Source organism: Mucilaginibacter sp. Mucisp86 (assembly GCF_047324315.1).
Lineage (GTDB): Bacteria > Bacteroidota > Bacteroidia > Sphingobacteriales > Sphingobacteriaceae > Mucilaginibacter.
The window spans coordinates 2,938,494-2,958,795 of record NZ_CP168503.1 but is presented as its reverse complement, the minus strand read 5'-3'; the positions used below and the strand labels follow the sequence as shown (position 1 = coordinate 2,958,795).

Genomic DNA, 20,302 nt, shown 5'->3' with positions numbered 1-20,302 from the left:
GTAAGAATCGGAAAAAGCAACCATAACTCAGGACTTTTGACTTACGACTTCTGACTCCCAACTACGCTGATAGCTTTTTATCGCCTGCCAGGTTGCGCATAAACCTTTTGCGGTAGTTAAGCGGGCTCAGGTTCATTTTGGCTTTAAACATTTTATAAAAGTGCGATACATCACCAAAGCCGCTCTCAAATGAAATTTCTGAAATAGGTTTATCCGTTTGCACCAGTTGCTGTATGGCATAATTAAGGCGGTACTCAATTATGGTTTCCATGAATGTTTTGCGGGTAACTTTTTTAAAGTATTTGCAAAATGCATTGGGGGTCATGTTGGCTATACTGGCCGCCTTATCTAACGATACGTGTTTTCTGAAATTTTCAACCAGGTAAGCAAATACCGGATTAATCCTTTCGCGCTCAGTATTTGAACGCTCGCCTATAATGCGGTTCTGATCAAGCAGTACATACTCTTCTGACGAAGCCATGCGGTGCAAAACTTCCAGTAAGCCTATCAGCATCCTGAAATTGCTTTTCTCCTCAACCAGGCTAAGCAGCAATTTTTTAACTTCAGCACAGGTTTCACCATAAAACGATACACCGCAACCGCTTTGCTGAAAAAGCCTCTTGATTAACTGGAGCTCAAATTTGTTAAAAAACTCCTCGCCCAAAAAAGCGTCATTAAACTGGATCACTACGGCACTTGCCTCGCGAAGCACTGTTTCATTGGGCTCCAATTTCCAGCAGTGAGGCAGGTTAGGCCCAAGCAAAACCAAATCACCAGACACAAAATCCTCCATATGGCTGCCAACATAGCGCTTGCCATTGCCACTGATGATACACGTCAGCTCATATTCTTCGTGAAAATGGTAAGGGGCATCAAATGCCAGCTTATCAAATTTCCGCACAAGAAATGATTGCGTATTTGTGGGCTGAAGAACTTCGTACGACGCTTTTATCATTGCATATTTTAACGTAAATAAAATTATAACTCAAATTACGGATAAAATCACCCATAAATGTACCATTCATTTCATTTTTTTTCAACTAAAGTTAATCTTACTTTGAAAAATAAACCTAAAAGCTATGAATACACAGATCGCTCACTTACCGTCACTTGATAATTTTATAAAACTATCCAACCACAATATTAATGAATTTCGTGAAAAAGGCCATACCCTTGTACACGAAGTGCTTACAAAAGATGAGATTGCTGCTTACCGCCCTGTAATTGTTGGCGCCGCTGACAGGTACAATACCGAAAAGCGCAAACTGGAAGAACGTGACACCTATGGTAAAGCGTTTTTGCAAATCATGAACCTTTGGCAGGTTGACGAGGATGTTAAAACCTTTGTAATGGCCAAACGCCTCGCCAAAATTGCTGCCGACCTGATGGGGGTTGAAAACGTACGCATTTATCATGACCAGGCCCTGTTTAAAGAACCCGGCGGCGGCCCCACCCCATGGCACCAGGATCAATACTACTGGCCTATCGATACCAATAATACGGTAACCTTATGGATGCCATTGGTTGATATAGATGTTAATATGGGCATGTTAACCTTTGCATCTGGCTCATATGTTGACGGTGCCGTATTTAACACCGAAATTTCTGACGAATCAGAATCAGCGTTTGATGATTATGTTAAAGAGAAAGGATTTGAAATAACCCGCGCCAAAACCATGAAAGCCGGCGATGCAACCTGGCACCGGGGCTTTACCATCCACAATGCGCCGGGCAACAATTCGGATAAAATGCGTGAGGTGATGACCATCATTTACGTGGCCGATGGCGCCCGTGTCACCCCTTACAAAAATGACTGGCAACGAAATGATCATCATAAATGGCTGATGAGTAAACCTATTGGCGGGCTGATAGATTCGGAGTTGAACCCGAAAGTGCTGTAACCCCCTCTAAATCTCCCCCCAAAGGGGAGACTTTAAAGTAATTTTTAAAAGCCCTCTCCTTTGGAGAGGGTTGGGTGAGGTTTACGCTGCCACCCAAACCGCGTCAATAAACCATTTTTTGGTATCAAAAAATTGGCCCACGGGCTGAAAGCCTGTATTTATAGCTATCTGATCGGTTTGCATGAGGGTGAATTTTTGAGAGATTTCCATGTAGATATATTCATCCTTTTTGAAATCTATTTTTTCGCTTCCTATCATAACCTGTTGATCCTGCAAGCTGATGAGGTAACTTTTGCAGGCTCCGGTTTCAGGGTCATACGTTGGATAGTGTTCAAACTGAGCTATATCAAAATCAGCATGTAATTCACGGTTAATGCGGCGAAGCAAGTTGAGGTTAAACTCGCGGGTAATACCATCTTTGTCATTGTACGCCGCAAGGATAACGCGCGGATCTTTTTTCAGGTCTATCCCAATCAGTACCATGTCTCCTTCTGATAGGTTGTTCCTTAATTCGCGGCAAAATTCAATAGCTTCATCAAGCGGCATATTGCCAATGTTCGAGCCCAAAAACAACACAACTTTGCGCCTTGGTGAAATAGCAGCGGCCTTATTCAGCATTTCAAAATACTCGCCGTTAAGTCCGGTGATCTTTAAACCGGGCAAGGTTACAGGCAAAGTTATATTGAGGTACGAGATAACATTATCAGAGATATCTATAGGCAGGTAAGTAAAATCGGCCTTTTTATCCAGCAGATATTTAAGCAGATAAGTAGATTTCATAGCATCACCCGCTCCGAGCTCTATCAGGTCAAAAGCATCACCATCAGCAATCAGTGCATCGCAGATCTCGGCAGTTTTTTCTGAAAAGATCTCCAGCTCGCAATTGGTGGGATAATATTCAGGGCAGTTCATGAGCTCCTGGAATAACTTATCGCCATTTACATCATAAAAATATTTGGAGTTAAGATGCTTGGGCTCCGCTTGCAATCCTGCTATAACATCAGCATAAAACTGCATGTTTTCGGCGCTTATGGTACAATTAACGGCTGTTGGTGTAAATACCTGGTTCATAAGTGATGGTGGTGGTTTTTGTGTCAATTTACTTCACAAGTCTTATGCCAGTAAATTGCCATCGTAAATTTGTCTGAAAAAAATTGCGGTATGTTGCACGGCTATGACCGGGGGGCGTAACTTCCGACGCACCACGCAAAACTTTTTGGTTAACCATAAACTTGCCATTGTATTCGCCTATAGCACCCGGCGCTTTGGCAAAACCGGGGTAAGGCAGGTATGAACTTTCCGTCCATTCCCAGCGGCGGCCCCAGTTAAATTTTGAGGATGCAGCTTCCCACTCAAATTCGGTAGGCAGTCTTAATCCCTTCCATGATGCATAGGCATAGGCTTCGAAATAGCTGATATGCGTAACCGGACCTTTTAAATGCAGGGCTTCCAAACCATGATAGGTATAATTATGCCATTCATTATCTATCAGGTGCCAATACAAAGGGGCTTCAACTTTATTGGTTTTTACCCAATCCCAGCCTTCGGCATGCCAGTGACGGAAATCATGATAACCGCCACTGATTATAAATTCCAGGTATTGGGCATTGGTCACCAGCTTAGGGCTTATCTGGTAAGCGTTAAGGTACACTTTATGACGGTTAAGCTCATTGTCAAAACAAAAACCATCGCCGTTAAAACCTATTTCATAAATACCCTCATCTATGTTAATAAAAACATCATTTCCCCCTTCATCAATATGCGGAGCAGCATAGTTTTTATTATAAGCAGGAAACAGCGGATTATGCCCCAATATGAATTTAATATCGGTCATTAACAGCTCCTGGTGCTGCTCTTCGTGGTTAAAGCCCAGGATAAGCAGTTCTTTAACATCGTTACTTACTCCGCCACTCAAAAAGCCTTCCATGGCTTCATCAACATACTTACGGTAGCTGTAAATTTCAACAACTGTAGGGCGGCTCAGGTTACCCCTGTCGGTACGGATAACGCGTGTGCCAACAGTTTCATAGTAGCTGTTAAAAACGTAATTATAATCAGGATTATATTCCTGGTAGCCCATGAAGTAAGGCTTAAGAATAAAAGTTTCAAAAAACCAGGTAACATGACCAATGTGCCATTTGGGCGGACTAACATCCACCACGGGCTGCACTACATAGTCTTCCGTTTGAAGATAAAAGCAAATTTTTTCTGTACGCTGACGTACCTCTTTGTACCGGGCTATTAAATCCATTGATGTTACTTCCTATCCAAGAACTGCTTTAAGTTTGAAATTGTTTTAATACCCAATTGCCTGGCCTGCTGCTGCCTCATCATTAAAGCATACGCGTTGTTAAAACCAATGGGTTTAAGCCATTTTATCTGATACTTACTTTCAAACTGTCGCTGTACGTAATTGTATGTACTATCCCTGTTTATTGTTACCTCATTAACTATTTTTGGCGATGCCTGTAAAATGGCCAGCAAACCTGTACCCGTATACTCGGGGTAAAAATCTATCTGGTTATTGGTTAGCGCATCAAAGCAAATTTTAGTGCCGCCAAGGCCTGTTTTTGTCGATACCTCATGATCGGTATATCCCTTTATCAGCATGCTGTACATATTGGCCAGGATGTATTGCTCACCAAATATCTTTGAACCTATCCGCACAACGCCATCACTCCCACCCTTCTCTGGTCGCCACAATTTATTGGCAACCAAAAAATCTTTTGCAACACGCTCGGGGCTTTGGTGAAGATAGTCGGTACGGTAATTTAAAACCGTCATCACTGAATCATTTATTTTGCCGGCGAGCAAGTTTAATGTCTGCTCAAGGTCAGGAAATTTTTTAAGGACTTCATCGCGCACAATAGGCGCCGCATAATATGGCGGAAAAATATGTTTATCATCATCCAGCACAACCAAATTATAAGCTTTTAACCTGCCATCGGTTGAGTATCCGCTAATGACATCCAGGTGCTTTTCAAATGCAGCTTTGTACATCACCGCATCGCTGATGACGATAGTGTGGATCTTTAAGCCATATTTACTCCGGAGGCCCAAATCGCCATCCTGCCTGCCCATAAACTCGGGCGTAAAACCGGCTATAAGCTTCCCCTCTGATTTTGCGGGAACGATGTAAAACAGGCATAAAACTATCAGCAGTATTGGAAATACATAAACAACCCTCTTTAACTTTTTAAAGCTGATCTTTTGCACCATCGATAACAACAGATCGAAGATGACAGCCAGCAGCGCAGAGGGGATTGCACCTGCCAAAATCATATTGGTGTTATTAAGCGAAATCCCGCCAAAAATAAACTCGCCCAAACCTCCAGCCGCAATGAGCGAAGCCAGTGTTGCCACCCCAACGTTAATTACCGTAGCCGTGCGGATGCCGGCAAATATTACAGGCATGGCCAGAAGCAACTCTACCTTAAACAAGATTTGCCATTTACTCATGCCCATGGCCAAAGCCGCTTCCTTAACAGCCGCATCAACTCCTAAAATACCCGTGTATGTATTGCGGATAATGGGTAATAACGCATATAGCAACAGGGCGACGATAGCCGGTTTTGGGCCAATGCCTAATAGTGGGATCATAAAACCAAGCAGTGCGATGCTCGGGATAGTTTGCAGCACCCCGGCAACACCTAAAACAATACCGGAAAGTTGCTTTCTGCGAACGATAAGGATTCCCAGCGGCAAACCAATCAACACGGCAATACACAGCGAAATAAAAGTAAGCCCGATATGCTGCAGGGTTTGCTCCTGCAATTTGCCGGCCTGCTGTTGCATAAACTGCCACAAGTTTTGCTGCTGCTCATTCATGTGCCTGGTGATTTTTATATTGATAAAAGGCCGACATCAGTTGCTCAAAATTTACAGTCTTAATCTCATTCTGATCTTTGCTGATGTTGATAGTTTCACCATTGTTAAATTTAAAACTCTCCAGAGCCTCCCACAGGTTAATACCGGCATCAAATGACGAGGCTTTTGCTTCTTTGTTCAACTCAGGTAACAACTCCCAGAGGTCAATCAGTTTAATGGCCTTAAATTCCAGTTGCAGGCGCTGATGTTTCAGGAAATCCTTTACAAAATCATTAACAGGATCAAATAGTAACTGGGCCGGTGTGCCCGACTGCACAATTTTCCCCTTATCCATTAGGCAAATCCTGTCGGCCAGTTCAAAAGCTTCCTGCACATCGTGCGTTACCATGATGATGGTTTTACGTTTCAACTCATCAAGCGCTTTAAACTCAGCATGGATTTTTGAGCGGGTAACATTGTCCAGCGCGCCAAAAGGCTCATCCATCAGCAATACCGGCGGATCAGACACTAATGCCCTTGCCAGGCCGATACGCTGCTGCTGGCCGCCGCTTAATTCTTTAGGATAAACGTTTAAATAGGAAGCATCCAGGTGAAGTTTCTCCATCAGTTCGGCCGTGCGTTTTTCTGTTTTTTGCTTGTCCCATTTTAACAGGTTAGGAACAACTGCTATATTTTGAGCAACGGTATAGTGCGGAAACAGCCCATTGTTTTGCAGCACATAACCTATTCCACGGCGCAGAATTTCTGGCTCTTGCTCCATAATATTTTTGCCGTCGATATAAATAGCGCCACTTGTTGGCTCAATAAGCCGGTTGATCATTTTCAGCGTGGTGGTTTTACCGCAGCCGCTGGTGCCTAAAAGAATAAGATTCTCCTGATCCTGTACCTCAAATGATACGCCATCAACCGCTTTAACCCCGCCAAAATGTTTGCTTACATTGTCAACTTTAATCATGCGCGCCGGTTTTAATCCCCAAGGGTCATGAAAAGGTTATTAAGCGATTCGGAATACAGGGGATGGGCAAAAACACAATAGCGGATCCTGTCGTACGTAATGCCACCCTCCATGGCCATTTGCAGCACAGTCATGATCTCGCCGCCCTCCGGGCCGAGCACGGTTGCGCCTAAGATCGCTTTTGTGTCCGGGTCAACAATGGCTTTCATAAAGCCCCTTGTATCGCCGGTTTCAATAGCACGTGCCACATGTGCCATGGGTATTTTTGCCACTTTATATTTGATGCCCCGTTTTTTTGCACTGGTTTCATCAATCCCAATCCTGCCTAATTGCGGGTCGGTGAACATACAATAAGGCACCGGGCGGTCTTTTATACTATAGCTTGTACCTTCAAAAAGGTTACGATAAACAATGGTATAATCGTTATAGGATATATGTGTAAAAGCCGGACCACCTTTTGCATCGCCAAGCGCATAAACGCCGGCAGCAGTGGTTTCCAGCGTATCATTTACCTTAATGTTTCCATGCTCATCAGTTTCGATCCCGGCAGCGGGCAGGTTCAGCGCCTCCGTTTGCGGTTTGCGGCCAATGGCTACCAACACATGGGTGCATTTAATTTTCCGCTCCTCCCCTTTCCGGGATATGGTTACCGTTATTTTGCCGCCCGCTTTTTGTTTAAACTTAATGGCCTGCGTGTTATTGTGAATCGTGATAGATTCCATTTCGAGGATCTTCTGCATTTCTTCAGAAATATCCTGATCCTCATGTGATACTATCCTGTCTGATTTTTCCAGGATAGTAACCTTGCTGCCAAAGCGCCGGAACATCTGTCCAAACTCCAGACCGATATAATTACCGCCAAGTACAAGCAGGTGTTCCGGTACCTCTTCCAAATCAAGTATGGTAGTTGAGTTGAGATATTTTATCTCATTCAATCCCTCAATCTCGGGGACCAAAGGCAATGCACCGGGGTTTAAAAAGATAAGATCGGCTGTAATCGTTTGCTTTTTGCCGCTGTTGAGCCTAACCTCCACCGTTTTTTCACCGGCAAAAACTGCCTCACCGAATATTACATCCAGGTTTTGTGTCTTTTCGGCGGCTTTTAGTCCACCATTACGCGAGCGTAGTACAATTTCGTCCTTGCGTTTTTTGATGGCTGCCAGATCAACCGAAAACTTTTTTACAGGCACGCCCAGCTCATGGCTTTTACCAGCCATATAAGCCGCCTTTGCCGAAGCAACCATGGTTTTGGTGGGCGTACAGCCATCATTAACGCAGGTGCCGCCGTAAAATCGTTTCTCAATTAAAACAGTCTTTTTTCCGGCTTTAGCTAATCGTTTAGCTAAGGGACCGCCGGCCTGACCGGCACCTATAACGATGGCATCGTAAGTTTTCATAGTTTTTTATTCGGTAATTTTTACACCTTTCCAAAACGCCACATAATTGGTAATGTTTTTTGCGGCATCCTTAGGCTCGGGATAATACCAGGCCGCATCCTGGTTTTCTTTTCCGTCAACTTCAAGCGAATAATATGATGCCAGGCCTTTCCATGGGCAGGTGGTATGCACATCGGAAGGCTTAAGATACTTGGTCTTAACACTTTCTTTAGGGAAATAATGATTATTTTCAACAACAATAGTGTCATTGCTTTCGGCAATGACCTGGTTATTCCAGATAGCTTTCATAAAAAGATGATTGATTTATGGAATAAAGATAGCCCTAACCCGGCAAAGATTGCAAGTCTATGCGGTCAATTTTAATTTATTTCATTGAAAAACAGACGCTTTTATGATGCGATTTGTTTTTTTTGAAAAAACATTTTGATTTTATTACCTAATACCTATCTTTGCAATCCCAAATCAAGGGAAAATCATCTTAAAAAGATGGCCCGTTCGTCTAGGGGTTAGGACAGGAGATTTTCATTCTTCAAACAGGGGTTCGATTCCCCTACGGGCTACCAGGACACAAAACCTCAAGTCGAAAGATCTGGGGTTTTTTAATATCTTAACTGTTCGGATCATTAACAATCACCCGGTTAAGCTACAATACGATCCCAGCCATGGGAAACAAAATAAAAATGGCCCGTTCGTCTAGGGGTTAGGACAGGAGATTTTCATTCTTCAAACAGGGGTTCGATTCCCCTACGGGCTACAAACACAAAACGCGCTTCGCAGCGCGTTTCGTTTAGTAGTCATTAACAAAATGATAACTGTTGATCACCTTATTTTTAAGTAATGGCCATTTCATTCTGGACCAATTAGGTTATTTAATATCCACCTATATTAATGTCCTATTTTAGTCAACAGAATTGCCACTGAATCCGGTTTTGCTAAGAATGCGGAGTGGCTGGTGTTTAACTGATATACTGTTTTTACGTTACTGGATGCGATCATCCTGTTTTGCAGGCCTGGAGAAACCACATGATCTTGTAATGTTTTAATATAAACCTTCTCAACAGAGCCAAAATTAGCAGATGTCAATTTTACGGTATCTGTCAATGGTATTGCGGGTTCTGACCTGTAATTCTGCAACACAAGGTTTTGAACCTGAGGAGAACCATCCTGGATAAATATATTTACAATCTGATCCTGTTTCACATCTGCAATAGGACCGGCGATAATCAGATTTCCTGGTATACCAAGCTGTGACCCCGGATCTGTGTTTGCGAGCTTAAACAATGATTGTCCGGAAGCAGGTAAGTAAGCCGCAAGATAAACCAGTTTTTCGATCTTTGTAGGTATTTGTTCTGCAACAGAAGAAATGATCATTCCTCCCAGACTATGCCCAACAAGGATAACCTTGCCATTCATTTTTGATACAGCATTGATCACTTTATCCCTGTAAAGATTTAAAGTTATTGTTGATGGCACTGTATTATCACTGCCGTGGCCCGGAAGTTCTACAACCGTTACATTGTTCCCTTCACTGATCAGTTTGGCTTTTACCGCGTCCCATACATAGGGCGCCTGCCATGCGCCATGTACCAGTACATAATTTTTAGCAACGGGTTTTACTTCATCATTCCTTTTTGAACAAGATGAAAACATAATAGTAGCTATAGCTACAGAAAGTAAGGTTATTATAAGTTTTTTCATGATTTGAGATGCCTAATTGTTTAGGACATGACAAACATCCGATTATGCGCCCTGGATAAGTTTAACCCAGGTTAAAATCGAAAAACAGTTTAAAGCTGTCAAAACAAGCTATCCTATAAAGCAACCTATACAACCATTGATCAGTAATAATGATGTCTATTGGCCATTACACCGTTATCGTATATAATGTTATTAAAATTGATATTTTTACCATATGTCAGAGAATAGAACAGAGATAGAATTACTACGAACGATTTTAGGATCTGCCGGTATGAAACCGGAAGCATTTGACTTATCATTGCCTTACTGGAAATTAAAACAGTATAAAAAAGGTGAGTTTTATAACGAATACAAAAATGTTTGTAAGCACCTTGGGTTCATTATCAACGGTGTGTTTAGGATCTACCGGGTAAATAACAATACGGGGGAAGAAAAGAATATGCTGTTTTTTACTGACCACCAATTTGTAGCATCCTATAAAAGCTTTTTAGCCCAGACAGCCTGCGATTATTATACTGAAGCGATGGTTGATTCGCTTATATTATACATACACGTCGATCACCTGAACGAACTTTATGGGCAATCACACCAATGGGAACGATTTGGAAGGATTGTCGCCGAAACGGCCTTTCATGAGGTTATGGTTAATACAGAAGGATTTCTGTTTAAAACGCCGGAAGACCGTTACCGGGAAATGATGGAAAAACATCCGAATATTTTTAACGCGGTACCTCTTTATCATATCGCCTCTTACCTGGGCATCCAGGGACCATCACTAAGCCGGATTCGTAAAAGAATGGTTGGCCGGTAAAACTCATTAGCCGGCCATCAGGTTCTGAATTACCAAAACCCTCTGAAATTTTTTTTCAGAGGATTTTCGATTTTAACCTGGGTTAAACTTATTGCTGAGGCATAGCCCGATGTTTGTCATGTCCTAAACAATTAGGCATTTAAAAACATGAAAACAGCAATATTAATGATGGCAATAAGCGTATTAGGTTTTACAGCTCAAGCCCAAAAAACAACCAACAACAATTCTAAAACTATTGTACTTGTTCACGGAGCCTGGTCAGACGCGTCTTCCTGGGATGCGGTGACTCCTTTGTTAAAGGCCCAGGGCGAAGAGGTGATCAATGTTAACCTTGCAGGCCACGGAAAAGATACCACCTCATTTGCAGGTATCACTTTTCAAACTTATGTTGACCAGGTAAAAGCAGCTATCGGCGCCCGCAGTAATGTAGTTTTGGTAGGACACAGCTTTGCCGGACTGGTGATCAGTCAGGTTGCTGAAGAAGTTCCGGCACAGATTAAAGAACTGATCTTCCTTGCAGCAGCGTTGCCGCATGATGGTGACAGCCTTTTATCACTGGCAAAACAAGACCCTGCGTCTCACATTGGCAAATCACTTACTATCGATCAGGAACATGGAGCAGCAATCATCGCAAAAGATGCAGTAGCCGATATCTTCGCCGCTGATGCGCCTAAGCAAGTTCAGGAATATATTGCCGCTAACATTAAACCTGAACCGTTGGCACCGCTTGCTACACCAGTCCACCTGACTGAAAAGAATTTCGGCAGCATTAAAAAAGTATATATCCATACGGTTAATGACCATGCAATCAGTTACCCCGCACAACAATATATGGTAAAAACAGGTAAGGTGGCTAAAGTATATACCTTACAAAGCAGCCATACACCATTCATTTCTATGCCGGACAAGCTGGCTGCAATCCTTACCGCTGAAAGCAAATAACAGCCTATTCATTCAAAACCCGCTTTGCCAACGGCATCGGCACTAATCCCGGAGAGTCGATCTCTCCTCTGGCGCGATGCAGCGCTGGGATGCAGGGCAGCGTACTCGTGACTTCTTAATTTGATAAGTTACGAGTCCCCACACACTCTGGCCTTTGCACCGCATACTCGCGCCAGACAACAAAACAAAAAGGCCGATTAAACATCTCGTTAATCGGCCTTTTGCTTGATTTTGAAACACGCGGCATGTGTGCTACCAACAGCATATTTTTTTTCTCTTTTAATTTACCCGTTATAATTGGGGGTCAAACTCCACAATCCATTCAATGCCATATTTGTCTCTGAACATACCGGCGTATGTACCCCAGGGACTGTCGCCGATCGGTCCTTCAACCTCTCCGCCTGCTGATAACCCGTTAAAAATCTTGTCGGCTTCCTCACGGCTTTCAGCGCTGGCGTATATTTTAGACCTGTTTTCGTTTTCGTTTACCTTCCCTATAAAATCAGGGACATCATTGGCTATCAATACATTGTTTTTGCCGAGGGGTAAACCAATGTACATTATTTTGTTTTCTTCACTTTCTGCTACCTGAAACTCAGGACCTGCCAGGTCTTTGAAGCGAATGATCTTGGTGAACTCTCCGCCAAAAACTGATTTGTAAAAATTGAATGCTTCCTGGGCATTGCCATTGAAGTTGATCCAGGGATTAATTGCTCTCATAATTTTAGTTTTAAATTGTTATGTTTTTTTGTTTATCTCTTCGGTTATTAACAATCGTTTATTCTCCTTATGATTTTTGCGATAAGGTTACAAACAGATCGTCCAGGTTTTTCAACATCAACATCATTCCTTTAGTGAAACCATCGGTTAAGCGTTCCATTCGTTCAAGCGATTCGTTATAAATGGAAATATTCACTGTTGTTATGCCATCTTGTTCGCCGAAATTATAATCCCATTCAGAGCCGGGCAATTCGGGGTTTTCGTCTTTATCGGCAAATGAGTTATATAGTTTAAAATTGGTTTTGGGCGTAATGGAAGTATATTTCTGCAATAGCCAGCGCTCTTGTCCGTCGGGGCTTATCATGGCGTAAAATCGCCGTCCCCCAACTTCAAAATTCATGTATTTGGTTTTGGAGCGCATCGGCGCGGGTGCAGCCCATTGGTCAAGTATTTCCTGTTTGGTAAAAGCATCCCATACCAGGTCAAGCCCCGCGTCAAATTCGCGGGTTATAAATACCGTTTGCGCAGCTTTATCAACGGTAAAATCAAATAGCAAATCGTTGTTCATATTTTCTGTTGTTTAATTGTTGATAATACTTTATCGAGCTGATTAAATTGAGTTTCCCAGCTTTGCCTGAATTGGGCTAACCAGTTGTCAAGCTCCTGCATTTTTTTTGCGTTAAAGTGATAATAAATTTCCCTGCCCGAGTGTTGGGGTTTAATCAATTCGCATTCGTGTAATACTTTAATATGTTTAGATACTGCCTGACGGCTCATATCAAATTTTTCGGCCATCGCGTTCGGCGTCAAAGCCTTAATAGCAATTAAAGTTAAAATCGCCCGGCGTGTCGGATCGGCTATGGCTTGAAATATATCTTGTTTCATTTTAAAACGCGCAACTTTTGAGTTGCGTAAATATATATGCAACTTTTGAGTTGCGCAAATTTATTTGAGATTTTTTTTTGGGGGCTGTTGACGGGAGTTTTGTGTTAGGACAGGCAATTCGAATCTTCAAACAGAGATCAATTCCCTGCTACTAATAAAGTAACCTCGCAAGCGTAAAGCAATTTTTGTTGAGATTGATTTTGAAACGCAAAACGCAATGCACCTACGTGGAACTCCGTTCAAACACCTCTCACCCTTTTTCTATATAACGGCAATATTTTTGTCGCGATCCACCCCTCAAGTGGTCGCTTTTGCACAGCGCAAAATCCTTAAATACCACCGACATTTGTATTGTCAATCAAATCGAAACAATTAAACTAACATTCTATGAAAAGAGTATTTAAAGGATCTGATATCCTGCCGCCAACATTAATAATCGCGATGCTTTTTTTTACAATACTTCAGTGCAACGGGCAACAGCTTAAACCTGCCGCCAGTGGTTACGCCCCCGTTAATGGCATAAAAGTTTATTACGAAGTATATGGCGAGGGTAAGCCTATCGTTTTACTGCACGGTGCTTTTTATACCATTGAGATGAACTGGGCGCAACTAATACCCGAACTATCAAAAACAAGAAAAGTAATTGCCCTTGAAATGCAGGGACATGGGCACTCGCCGTATTCAGACCGAAAATTAGATATTGCTACCCTGGCAAGTGACGTGGATGGGGTAATGGATTTTTTAAAAATTGACAGTGCTGATGTTGCCGGATACAGTATGGGCGGTTCCATAGCTTATCAATTAGCCGTAAAAAGCCCTAAACGGGTAAAAAAATTAGTGATCATTTCTTCTACCTATAAAAGCAGTGGCTGGCTTCCTGTTGTAAACAGCGGGTTTAAAGGATTTAAGCCTGAGTTTTTTAACAACACTCCCTTACATACGGGATACGATGCAGTAGCACCCGACAAAACAAAATGGATAAAGTTTGTGGAACAGATGATTGCTTTTGCCGGCGTACCCTTTGACATTGGTGATGCCAATATTGCCAAAATCACTTCACCGGTATTGCTTATCTCGGGCGATAATGACGGCCTGGACAAAGTGGAGCTGGCAAAAACATACCAACTACTGGGAGGCGGCGTAGCTGCAGATTTGGCCCCCATGCCAAAATCGCATTTAGCCATTGTGCCTGCGCAGAGCCACGTTGGCTTAATGCAGCAAACAAAAACCATATTGGATCTGCTGAATGGCTTTTTACAATAGCAAACCGCGAGTTTTGCAAATAAGGAGTTTGAGATTTTGGGGGATTGCATTTTCAACCAGAGAACATAAATAACAGAGCTATCTATAAACCAATTATAAACAAATGAGAAAAATCAGAATTTTTGAACATATTTCGCTGGATGGCGTGATAGAACATGATGGAGACTACACCTATGGCGCATGGACAACGCCATACCGGAGCCCTGCAGGGGCGGCGGCGCTTTTAGAAGCATACGGATCAAATTTCGACCTGCTGCTGGCCCGTAATACTTACGATATATTTAGCGGTTTTTGGCCTACTGCCGGAGACTTCCCCATGGCGAATGCTATCAATGCTGCCACAAAATACATAGTAACCAACAAGCCCGACAGCCTAGAGTGGGGGCCGGTAAAAGGCTTAGGCGGGAACATCGCGGAGGCAATTCGTAATCTCCAATCAACCGATGGCCCCGACCTGATCGTCGTGGGAAGTTCTACCCTGACATCCCTGCTGCTTGACCAGGGACTGGCCGACGAGGTTGTACTTATCACTTATCCTGTTTTGCTTGGCCATGGCAAACGCCTGTTGGCCGACAGCATTGGCGCCCGGGAACTTGCTTTTGTTGATACAAAGAGCACTCCTACCGGTTTACTTATCAACACTTACCGGCACATTGGGCCGCTGAAATCCTGATATTCTATTTATAAATCAGTTTCGGGAAGTTTTCTTTACGGACTATCAAGCTGCTTTGCCTTCGCAAAGCAGCTTTTTACTTTGGAAACATATCCTATAAATATCTTCTTTTAACTTCGACTGTTTCCGCCATCTTCTATTTTAGATTCCTTTCTTTTAACAGCTCTTCCAACGCTTTATTTCTGGCCTTATTTTTAGCTGCAATTGGTATATAAACCAGGGGAAGAAAAGTTAATAAACCAAACCCATTTCTTACGGTACTATAAACAGCAACCCCAATCAAAAAACCAAAGATCGCAGCATCGAAAATTTTGCCGGATTTGATTTTTTTTGCTTCCTGTACTAATTCTTCGTTTGATAATTCTGTTAATTCTTTTTGCTTCATTTTGTGTGATAATTTTTGATAGTTAAGCTGCAGGCTCTTTTGCAAAGAAAAAAGTTTTTGTTCTACTGGTTTTAGAAAACCGCGATATTAAATTCAAAAACCTCAATCTCTCCTAAAAAGATTTTGAAAACTCCGCTAAGCGCTATAAGGTCGTATATTTTTCTTGCTACTACCTGTATTTACAACACCTATTATTGCCGTCAATCTCATGCATAAATCACGTTTAAGGCTTATTTTTGAAAAAATTAATGCCCGATGAAAACTTTAGCCGAATTTAAAGCGTCATTAAACTCAGAACAACCTGTTAGCGGGCTCACCGCTCAGTTAAAAAGCCTTTGGTATGATGGCAAAGGCGACTGGCATCAAGCCCATGCACAGGTTGATCACCTGGATGATCAGGCATCGGCCTGGGTACATGCCTACCTGCACCGCAAAGAAGGTGACATCTGGAATGCCGATTACTGGTACAGTAAAGCAAGGCAAACCCGGCCGGACATTTCTTTGGAAGAGGAATGGGAACAATTGGTAGTTGAGTTTTTATAGGGATGATTATGTTACCTTATGGGTCTTTTGCAGAGTACCCTGAGGCCCCACCGCGCTCCAAACATCTACCAGAATATTCAAAGACATCGTATACATCAGGATTCTCTACGAGTTGACGTTTACCCACAAATTCACCAACCTGAATTTCAACACGAGGCACCTACGGAGCCAGAAAAACGCCCCGTTTAGCACTATAAACACGTGGCCCCGATGGGGCCGGTAATATTTATAACATAATGAACATCGCTGACGTGCCAAGCGGCCTCAGAGAGGCCACGTGTTTATAGACAAAATTTTAAAGAGATATTGGACTCCAGCGGAGTCTCGTAATCGTAAACTTGCTTTCCAACCATTGCTTAACACGACTTTTGATTTTGTGGGTAAACTTAATTCTACGAGAGACCCTGATGGGACATTAACCTATAAACGTAGGCTTACTCGCTCCTTAAACTTTTCACAGGGTTGGCCAGTGCTGCTCTTATGGCCTTATACCCCACGCTTGTCCATGCAATGATCACCGAGGTTAATATTGCCATCATAAATATATCAGGGCCAATGCTGATCCTGTAGGTAAAATCCTGCAGCCATTTATGCATGAAGTAGTAACCTATTGGAGCCGATATGGCAAATGCAATGACAATAAGCACCGTAAATTCTTTTGAAAACAAATACATAATATGTCCAACAGATGCGCCTAACGTTTTACGTATGCCTACTTCTTTAGTGCGTTGTAAAGCCATAAACGATACCAATCCATATAAACCAAGGCATGAAATGAATATGGCTATACCTGCAAATATTTTGAAGAGAGCAGATAGTTCGCCTTCGCTTTTATAAAAACCAGCAATGGTTTTGTCGAGAAACTGATATTCATATACCCCCTCCGGGAACGTTTTGTTCCATAAAGCTTCAACATTCTCAAGGGTTTGCCTTACATTTTGAGGCTGGATCTTGATATTCAACTTCGAATATTGTGACTTCCATGCTCCCATCAACACCGGCGGGATAGCACCACGCAATGAGCTAACATTATAATCCTTTACTACACCGGTAATCCGGGCCTTCAAACTGTTGTTATTCCATAACATGATATTTTTGCCTATGGCTTCCTTGGGGTTGGTAATACCAAGTTTATGGATCAAGGTTTCATTAACAACATAACCGGCTATTGTATCAGTTTTTTTGTACGGGCCACCGGCTACAAACTGGATGCCATACAACCTAAAATAGTCTGCATCGGCCCATTTCAGGCAGGCGCCAAAATCAACCTGTTTGGCCGAATTGTTAAATTTAAAATCGCTGAACCATCCGCTGTTATCAGATGGAGCGTATAAACTGGCACTTACATCCTTAATTCCCGGCTGCTGCAAAAGCTGATCTTTTAAAGCACTTACCCTTGCCCGGCTGATGCTGTCGCCCGGAAAAGGAACGGTAATTACAGCATCTTTATTAAACCCCAACGACTTATTTTTAAAATAATTCATCTGGTAAATTAATACAAGGGTGCCTATCACCAGGAATTGCGCTATACAGAATTGTGCTACCACCAACACCCGTCGTAAGGAAATTCCGCTCGCGCGTCCGGCGTTGATCTTGTTTCTCAACGCCTCTATCGGGTTAAATCCGGATAATACCAGTGCAGGATAAAATCCGGCCAGAAAAGTAACCCCAATAACCACTCCTGCCAAAAACAAGATTACCATTGGGTTTGCCAGGAAACCTCCGCTTAATTGTACTTCAAGCAGGTTATTCAACATTGGCAAAGCTATGAGTGCAATTATTGAAGCCAGTACAACGGCAAATAAAGTAATGATCAACGTTTCGGTGATGAATTGCAGCACCAGCTGGTACCGGTTACTCCCTAACACTTTACGTATACCCACCTCTTTTGAACGGTTTACGGCCTGGGCAGTAGCGAGGTTGATAAAGTTAACGCAGGCAATGATCAGCAGGAACAAGCCGATTAAACTAATAACATTAATCAACTGCTTACTAAACGGGTGCTTGCTGTACAAGCCAACTTCGGTGTTATAATGCATATCTTTCAGGGCCTGTAATTGAAAGATCTCATTTTTATTGTAAGGCGCGGGGATACGTTTTTTGGCAAGCGATGCAAGCCCGGTGTTAAGCTGTTTTTCGTCCATGCCGGGAGGCAAAACAATATAACAGTTTCTGTCGCCGAAGGTACTTATCCAATCCTGGGCATTGCCGCTAAGATCTCCGTCTTTTTCAATAAGCGTAACCCAGGAGACAGCCAGTTTCATCGGAAAATCAGTATTGACCGGGGCATCCTCAAATATACCGGTCACTTTAAGATCGCGCCTGTTTTCGTAACGCACTGTTTTCCCCATGGCAGTATGCCAATCACCAAAAAATTTATCGGCTTCGTCACGGGATAATGCAATAGTTTTAGGCTCCGATAAAGCAGTATTTTTATCGCCGGCCAGCCATTTGATATTAAAAATCTGAAAAAAGCCGGGATCTGCATAATAAGCCAGATCTTCCTTAAACTTCTTCACCGTACCGCCATCATTACCTGTATGTACAGCATAGTGCGAGCCATCGTTCAGCATAACGTTAGCTACCTGCTTTATTTGCGGAAAGTCAAGTTTTAATCCCTCTGCCAGCGGCAACGGAGTTCCTGAGCCGGCATGCGTACCATCGGGACCACTATTTACCGTTACGATACGATAGATGCGGTCTTTATTGGCATGAAAGCTATCGAAACTTGTTTCAAACTGAATAACCAGAAATATGAGCAGACAGGCAGCTATGCCAATTGCCAAACCGGCGATATTGATAGTTGCATAGCTCCTGTTGCGCATGAGGTTGCGCCAGGCGATTTTGAAGTAATTTTTGAACATTGCTTTGCGATTTGGTTTCTTAACGGTCCATTTTGGAGCCGCTTCCTGGTACGAAATTACCGTCGCAAAACGGGGCGGGCGTTCCATCTTATAATATGGTCGCTCTTTTTTTAGTTCAAGTTTATATTCTGCCGGGCTTTTACCGGTCATTTGTTTAAAAGTACGGTTAAAGGTAGTTTTTGAATTAAAGCCCGATTCAAATGCAATGCCGAGCAGGGTTAAATGAGCATAAGCCGGGTCCTGCATTTTTTGGGCTACCTCTGCAACGCGGTATTCATTAATAAAATCATTAAAGCTTTTTTTGAGCACCGTATTAATTATCCGCGATAATTCATTGGGGTGCAGGTCAAGCTTTTCGGCCAGCGAACGCAAATTAAGCTCGGGATCCAGGTAATAGAGATTTTCCCTCACTATTTTTTTTAACCAAGCACCCTTCTGCTTTGATTCTGGCGGCAGTGCCGGTTTAAAAGCAGGCTGTGCGGCCGGAAGTAAACCAACCTCCTGTTTTGAAAAAACGATGACCGCCATCCGGATGAGTTGTATCGCTAAAAAAAGATATAGAGGATAATAGGCATGGATACCCAACCGATGATGATAATACGTATAATCTATCCCGACAACGATAATCCAGCAGATCCACAAAATGCCTAAACCGATAAGCTGATGTTGCAGCCACCTCATTTCGTGCCGGTACCTGTCACCATTATTAAATTTCAGGCGCCGGTAAAATTTCTCTATCAGCCGGTGTGCTGCATAGAGGTAAATTATAACCGAGATAAGTGCCAGAACTTGTAACGCAAGGCCAAACTGCTGAAAAGCCTGTGTTTCGTAGGTGGGCTTGCCGGTTTCAATACTCTCTTTGATCCACAGAAGCTGAACGCCCAGTTCGAATAAAAGTGGGATGAAATGCAGCAAATCCTTTAACCGGAATTTATAATCAGGCTGAGTTGTTTTAAGAACATAAAAGTAGATGAGCGGACCGATAGCCAGTGAAAATTGCATTGGCAACCGGCTCCAATCGGGGATGTGGGTTGTGAGATGAATATCAATGGCCAGCATTCGGACCATATATATAACCACAACCAACAGCGCCAGGGCCAAAAACCGGTTTGCAGCCCTGTTTACTTTTGAGGTACTCCATAAAAGCATAGCGAGGCCAACTCCAAGGAAGATGACTCCCAAAAAGGCAAGATCGTAAGCGTTGATATGGAACGTATAAGTTTTCAATTTACTTAGATGACTCAATCCCTATTCCAAATTTATAATCTATTGATATATAAAAAATTACATATTTTTACTTCCCTACGCTGTGATACATCCGAACATATGGCTGTCCGCTTTCGGGATAGCTAAAAAGATTCCGGTTTAGCTACGCCTGTGTTCTTAAGAGAGCCCATCAAATCTACGGGCAGCGTTATTTCAAACCAATCTCTCTAT

General features: G+C 42.7%; 19 protein-coding genes and 2 tRNA genes. 8 read left to right on the top strand and 13 right to left on the bottom strand.

Annotated features, from left to right (window positions below):
- Nucleotides 1-61: 61 nt before the first annotated feature.
- Nucleotides 62-955 (bottom strand): AraC family transcriptional regulator, encoded by an 894-nt coding sequence (locus ACEN9X_RS12640; RefSeq protein ID WP_413670704.1) that lies wholly within the window; start codon nucleotides 953-955, stop codon nucleotides 62-64.
- Nucleotides 956-1,079: 124 nt separating this feature from the next.
- Between ACEN9X_RS12640 and ACEN9X_RS12635 the strand changes: the two genes are divergently transcribed.
- Nucleotides 1,080-1,901: a phytanoyl-CoA dioxygenase family protein gene (locus ACEN9X_RS12635; RefSeq protein WP_413670703.1), complete on the top strand. Its 822-nt coding sequence runs from the start codon at nucleotides 1,080-1,082 to the stop codon at nucleotides 1,899-1,901.
- 81 nt (nucleotides 1,902-1,982) lie between these two features.
- On the opposite strand, the gene ACEN9X_RS12630 is transcribed toward ACEN9X_RS12635, so the two are convergent.
- Genes ACEN9X_RS12630 through ACEN9X_RS12605 form a run of 6 tightly spaced genes read right to left on the bottom strand, consistent with a single transcriptional unit; the run spans nucleotide 1,983 to nucleotide 8,369 of the window.
- Nucleotides 1,983-2,972 carry an L-histidine N(alpha)-methyltransferase gene (locus ACEN9X_RS12630; RefSeq protein ID WP_413670702.1) on the bottom strand — a complete coding sequence of 330 codons (990 nt, stop codon included), beginning with the start codon at nucleotides 2,970-2,972 and terminating at the stop codon, nucleotides 1,983-1,985.
- 28 nt (nucleotides 2,973-3,000) lie between these two features.
- Nucleotides 3,001-4,152 (bottom strand): ergothioneine biosynthesis protein EgtB, encoded by a 1,152-nt coding sequence (egtB, locus tag ACEN9X_RS12625; RefSeq protein WP_413670701.1) that lies wholly within the window; start codon nucleotides 4,150-4,152, stop codon nucleotides 3,001-3,003.
- Nucleotides 4,153-4,157: 5 nt separating this feature from the next.
- Nucleotides 4,158-5,729 carry an ABC transporter permease/substrate-binding protein gene (locus tag ACEN9X_RS12620; RefSeq protein WP_413670700.1) on the bottom strand — a complete coding sequence of 524 codons (1,572 nt, stop codon included), beginning with the start codon at nucleotides 5,727-5,729 and terminating at the stop codon, nucleotides 4,158-4,160.
- A complete protein-coding gene (locus tag ACEN9X_RS12615; RefSeq protein ID WP_413670699.1) occupies nucleotides 5,722-6,684 on the bottom strand; it encodes an ABC transporter ATP-binding protein in 963 nt (320 codons plus the stop codon). Before ACEN9X_RS12615 ends, ACEN9X_RS12620 begins: the two co-directional genes overlap by 8 nt.
- Nucleotides 6,685-6,695: 11 nt before the next feature.
- Complete coding sequence (locus ACEN9X_RS12610) at nucleotides 6,696-8,081, bottom strand: mercuric reductase (protein ID WP_413670698.1); 1,386 nt, start codon at nucleotides 8,079-8,081, stop codon at nucleotides 6,696-6,698.
- A gap of 6 nt (nucleotides 8,082-8,087) precedes the next feature.
- A complete protein-coding gene (locus ACEN9X_RS12605; RefSeq protein ID WP_413670697.1) occupies nucleotides 8,088-8,369 on the bottom strand; it encodes a DUF427 domain-containing protein in 282 nt (93 codons plus the stop codon).
- 200 nt (nucleotides 8,370-8,569) lie between these two features.
- Here ACEN9X_RS12605 and ACEN9X_RS12600 point away from each other — a divergent pair.
- Nucleotides 8,570-8,644: transfer RNA gene (locus ACEN9X_RS12600), tRNA-Glu, on the top strand.
- A gap of 119 nt (nucleotides 8,645-8,763) precedes the next feature.
- A tRNA-Glu gene (locus ACEN9X_RS12595) sits at nucleotides 8,764-8,835 on the top strand.
- A gap of 131 nt (nucleotides 8,836-8,966) precedes the next feature.
- Here ACEN9X_RS12595 and ACEN9X_RS12590 read toward each other — a convergent pair.
- Nucleotides 8,967-9,779, bottom strand: coding sequence for an alpha/beta fold hydrolase (locus tag ACEN9X_RS12590; RefSeq protein ID WP_413670696.1), 813 nt, complete (start codon nucleotides 9,777-9,779; stop codon nucleotides 8,967-8,969).
- 214 nt (nucleotides 9,780-9,993) lie between these two features.
- Here ACEN9X_RS12590 and ACEN9X_RS12585 point away from each other — a divergent pair, with 214 nt between their 5' ends.
- Together ACEN9X_RS12585 and ACEN9X_RS12580 are read left to right on the top strand one after the other, a co-directional pair.
- Complete coding sequence (locus ACEN9X_RS12585; protein ID WP_413670695.1) at nucleotides 9,994-10,590, top strand: Crp/Fnr family transcriptional regulator; 597 nt, start codon at nucleotides 9,994-9,996, stop codon at nucleotides 10,588-10,590.
- A 147-nt stretch (nucleotides 10,591-10,737) separates the two neighbouring features.
- The gene (locus tag ACEN9X_RS12580; protein ID WP_413670694.1) at nucleotides 10,738-11,532 is read left to right on the top strand and encodes an alpha/beta fold hydrolase; all 795 of its coding nucleotides are present in this window, start codon (nucleotides 10,738-10,740) and stop codon (nucleotides 11,530-11,532) included.
- A gap of 291 nt (nucleotides 11,533-11,823) precedes the next feature.
- Here ACEN9X_RS12580 and ACEN9X_RS12575 read toward each other — a convergent pair whose 3' ends face one another.
- The 3 genes from ACEN9X_RS12575 to ACEN9X_RS12565 all read right to left on the bottom strand — a co-directional run bounded on the left by ACEN9X_RS12575 (nucleotide 11,824) and on the right by ACEN9X_RS12565 (nucleotide 13,137).
- Nucleotides 11,824-12,252 (bottom strand): VOC family protein, encoded by a 429-nt coding sequence (locus tag ACEN9X_RS12575; protein ID WP_413670693.1) that lies wholly within the window; start codon nucleotides 12,250-12,252, stop codon nucleotides 11,824-11,826.
- A gap of 67 nt (nucleotides 12,253-12,319) precedes the next feature.
- A complete protein-coding gene (locus tag ACEN9X_RS12570; protein ID WP_413670692.1) occupies nucleotides 12,320-12,820 on the bottom strand; it encodes an SRPBCC family protein in 501 nt (166 codons plus the stop codon).
- Entirely contained in the window at nucleotides 12,817-13,137 is a 321-nt protein-coding gene (locus tag ACEN9X_RS12565) for an ArsR/SmtB family transcription factor (RefSeq protein WP_413670691.1), read from the bottom strand. Before ACEN9X_RS12565 ends, ACEN9X_RS12570 begins: the two co-directional genes overlap by 4 nt.
- 387 nt (nucleotides 13,138-13,524) lie before the next feature.
- On the opposite strand from ACEN9X_RS12565, the gene ACEN9X_RS12560 reads away from it, so the two are divergent.
- Together ACEN9X_RS12560 and ACEN9X_RS12555 are read left to right on the top strand one after the other, a co-directional pair.
- Nucleotides 13,525-14,400 (top strand): alpha/beta fold hydrolase, encoded by an 876-nt coding sequence (locus ACEN9X_RS12560; RefSeq protein WP_413670690.1) that lies wholly within the window; start codon nucleotides 13,525-13,527, stop codon nucleotides 14,398-14,400.
- Between the two features lie 103 nt (nucleotides 14,401-14,503).
- A complete protein-coding gene (locus ACEN9X_RS12555) occupies nucleotides 14,504-15,073 on the top strand; it encodes a dihydrofolate reductase family protein (protein WP_413670689.1) in 570 nt (189 codons plus the stop codon).
- A gap of 136 nt (nucleotides 15,074-15,209) precedes the next feature.
- Here ACEN9X_RS12555 and ACEN9X_RS12550 read toward each other — a convergent pair whose 3' ends face one another.
- Nucleotides 15,210-15,458: a hypothetical protein gene (locus tag ACEN9X_RS12550; RefSeq protein ID WP_413670688.1), complete on the bottom strand. Its 249-nt coding sequence runs from the start codon at nucleotides 15,456-15,458 to the stop codon at nucleotides 15,210-15,212.
- A gap of 255 nt (nucleotides 15,459-15,713) precedes the next feature.
- On the opposite strand from ACEN9X_RS12550, the gene ACEN9X_RS12545 reads away from it, so the two are divergent.
- A complete protein-coding gene (locus ACEN9X_RS12545) occupies nucleotides 15,714-16,001 on the top strand; it encodes a hypothetical protein (protein ID WP_413670687.1) in 288 nt (95 codons plus the stop codon).
- Nucleotides 16,002-16,435: 434 nt separating this feature from the next.
- Here ACEN9X_RS12545 and ACEN9X_RS12540 read toward each other — a convergent pair whose 3' ends face one another.
- Nucleotides 16,436-20,092: an ABC transporter permease gene (locus ACEN9X_RS12540; RefSeq protein WP_413670686.1), complete on the bottom strand. Its 3,657-nt coding sequence runs from the start codon at nucleotides 20,090-20,092 to the stop codon at nucleotides 16,436-16,438.
- Nucleotides 20,093-20,302: the final 210 nt, after the last annotated feature.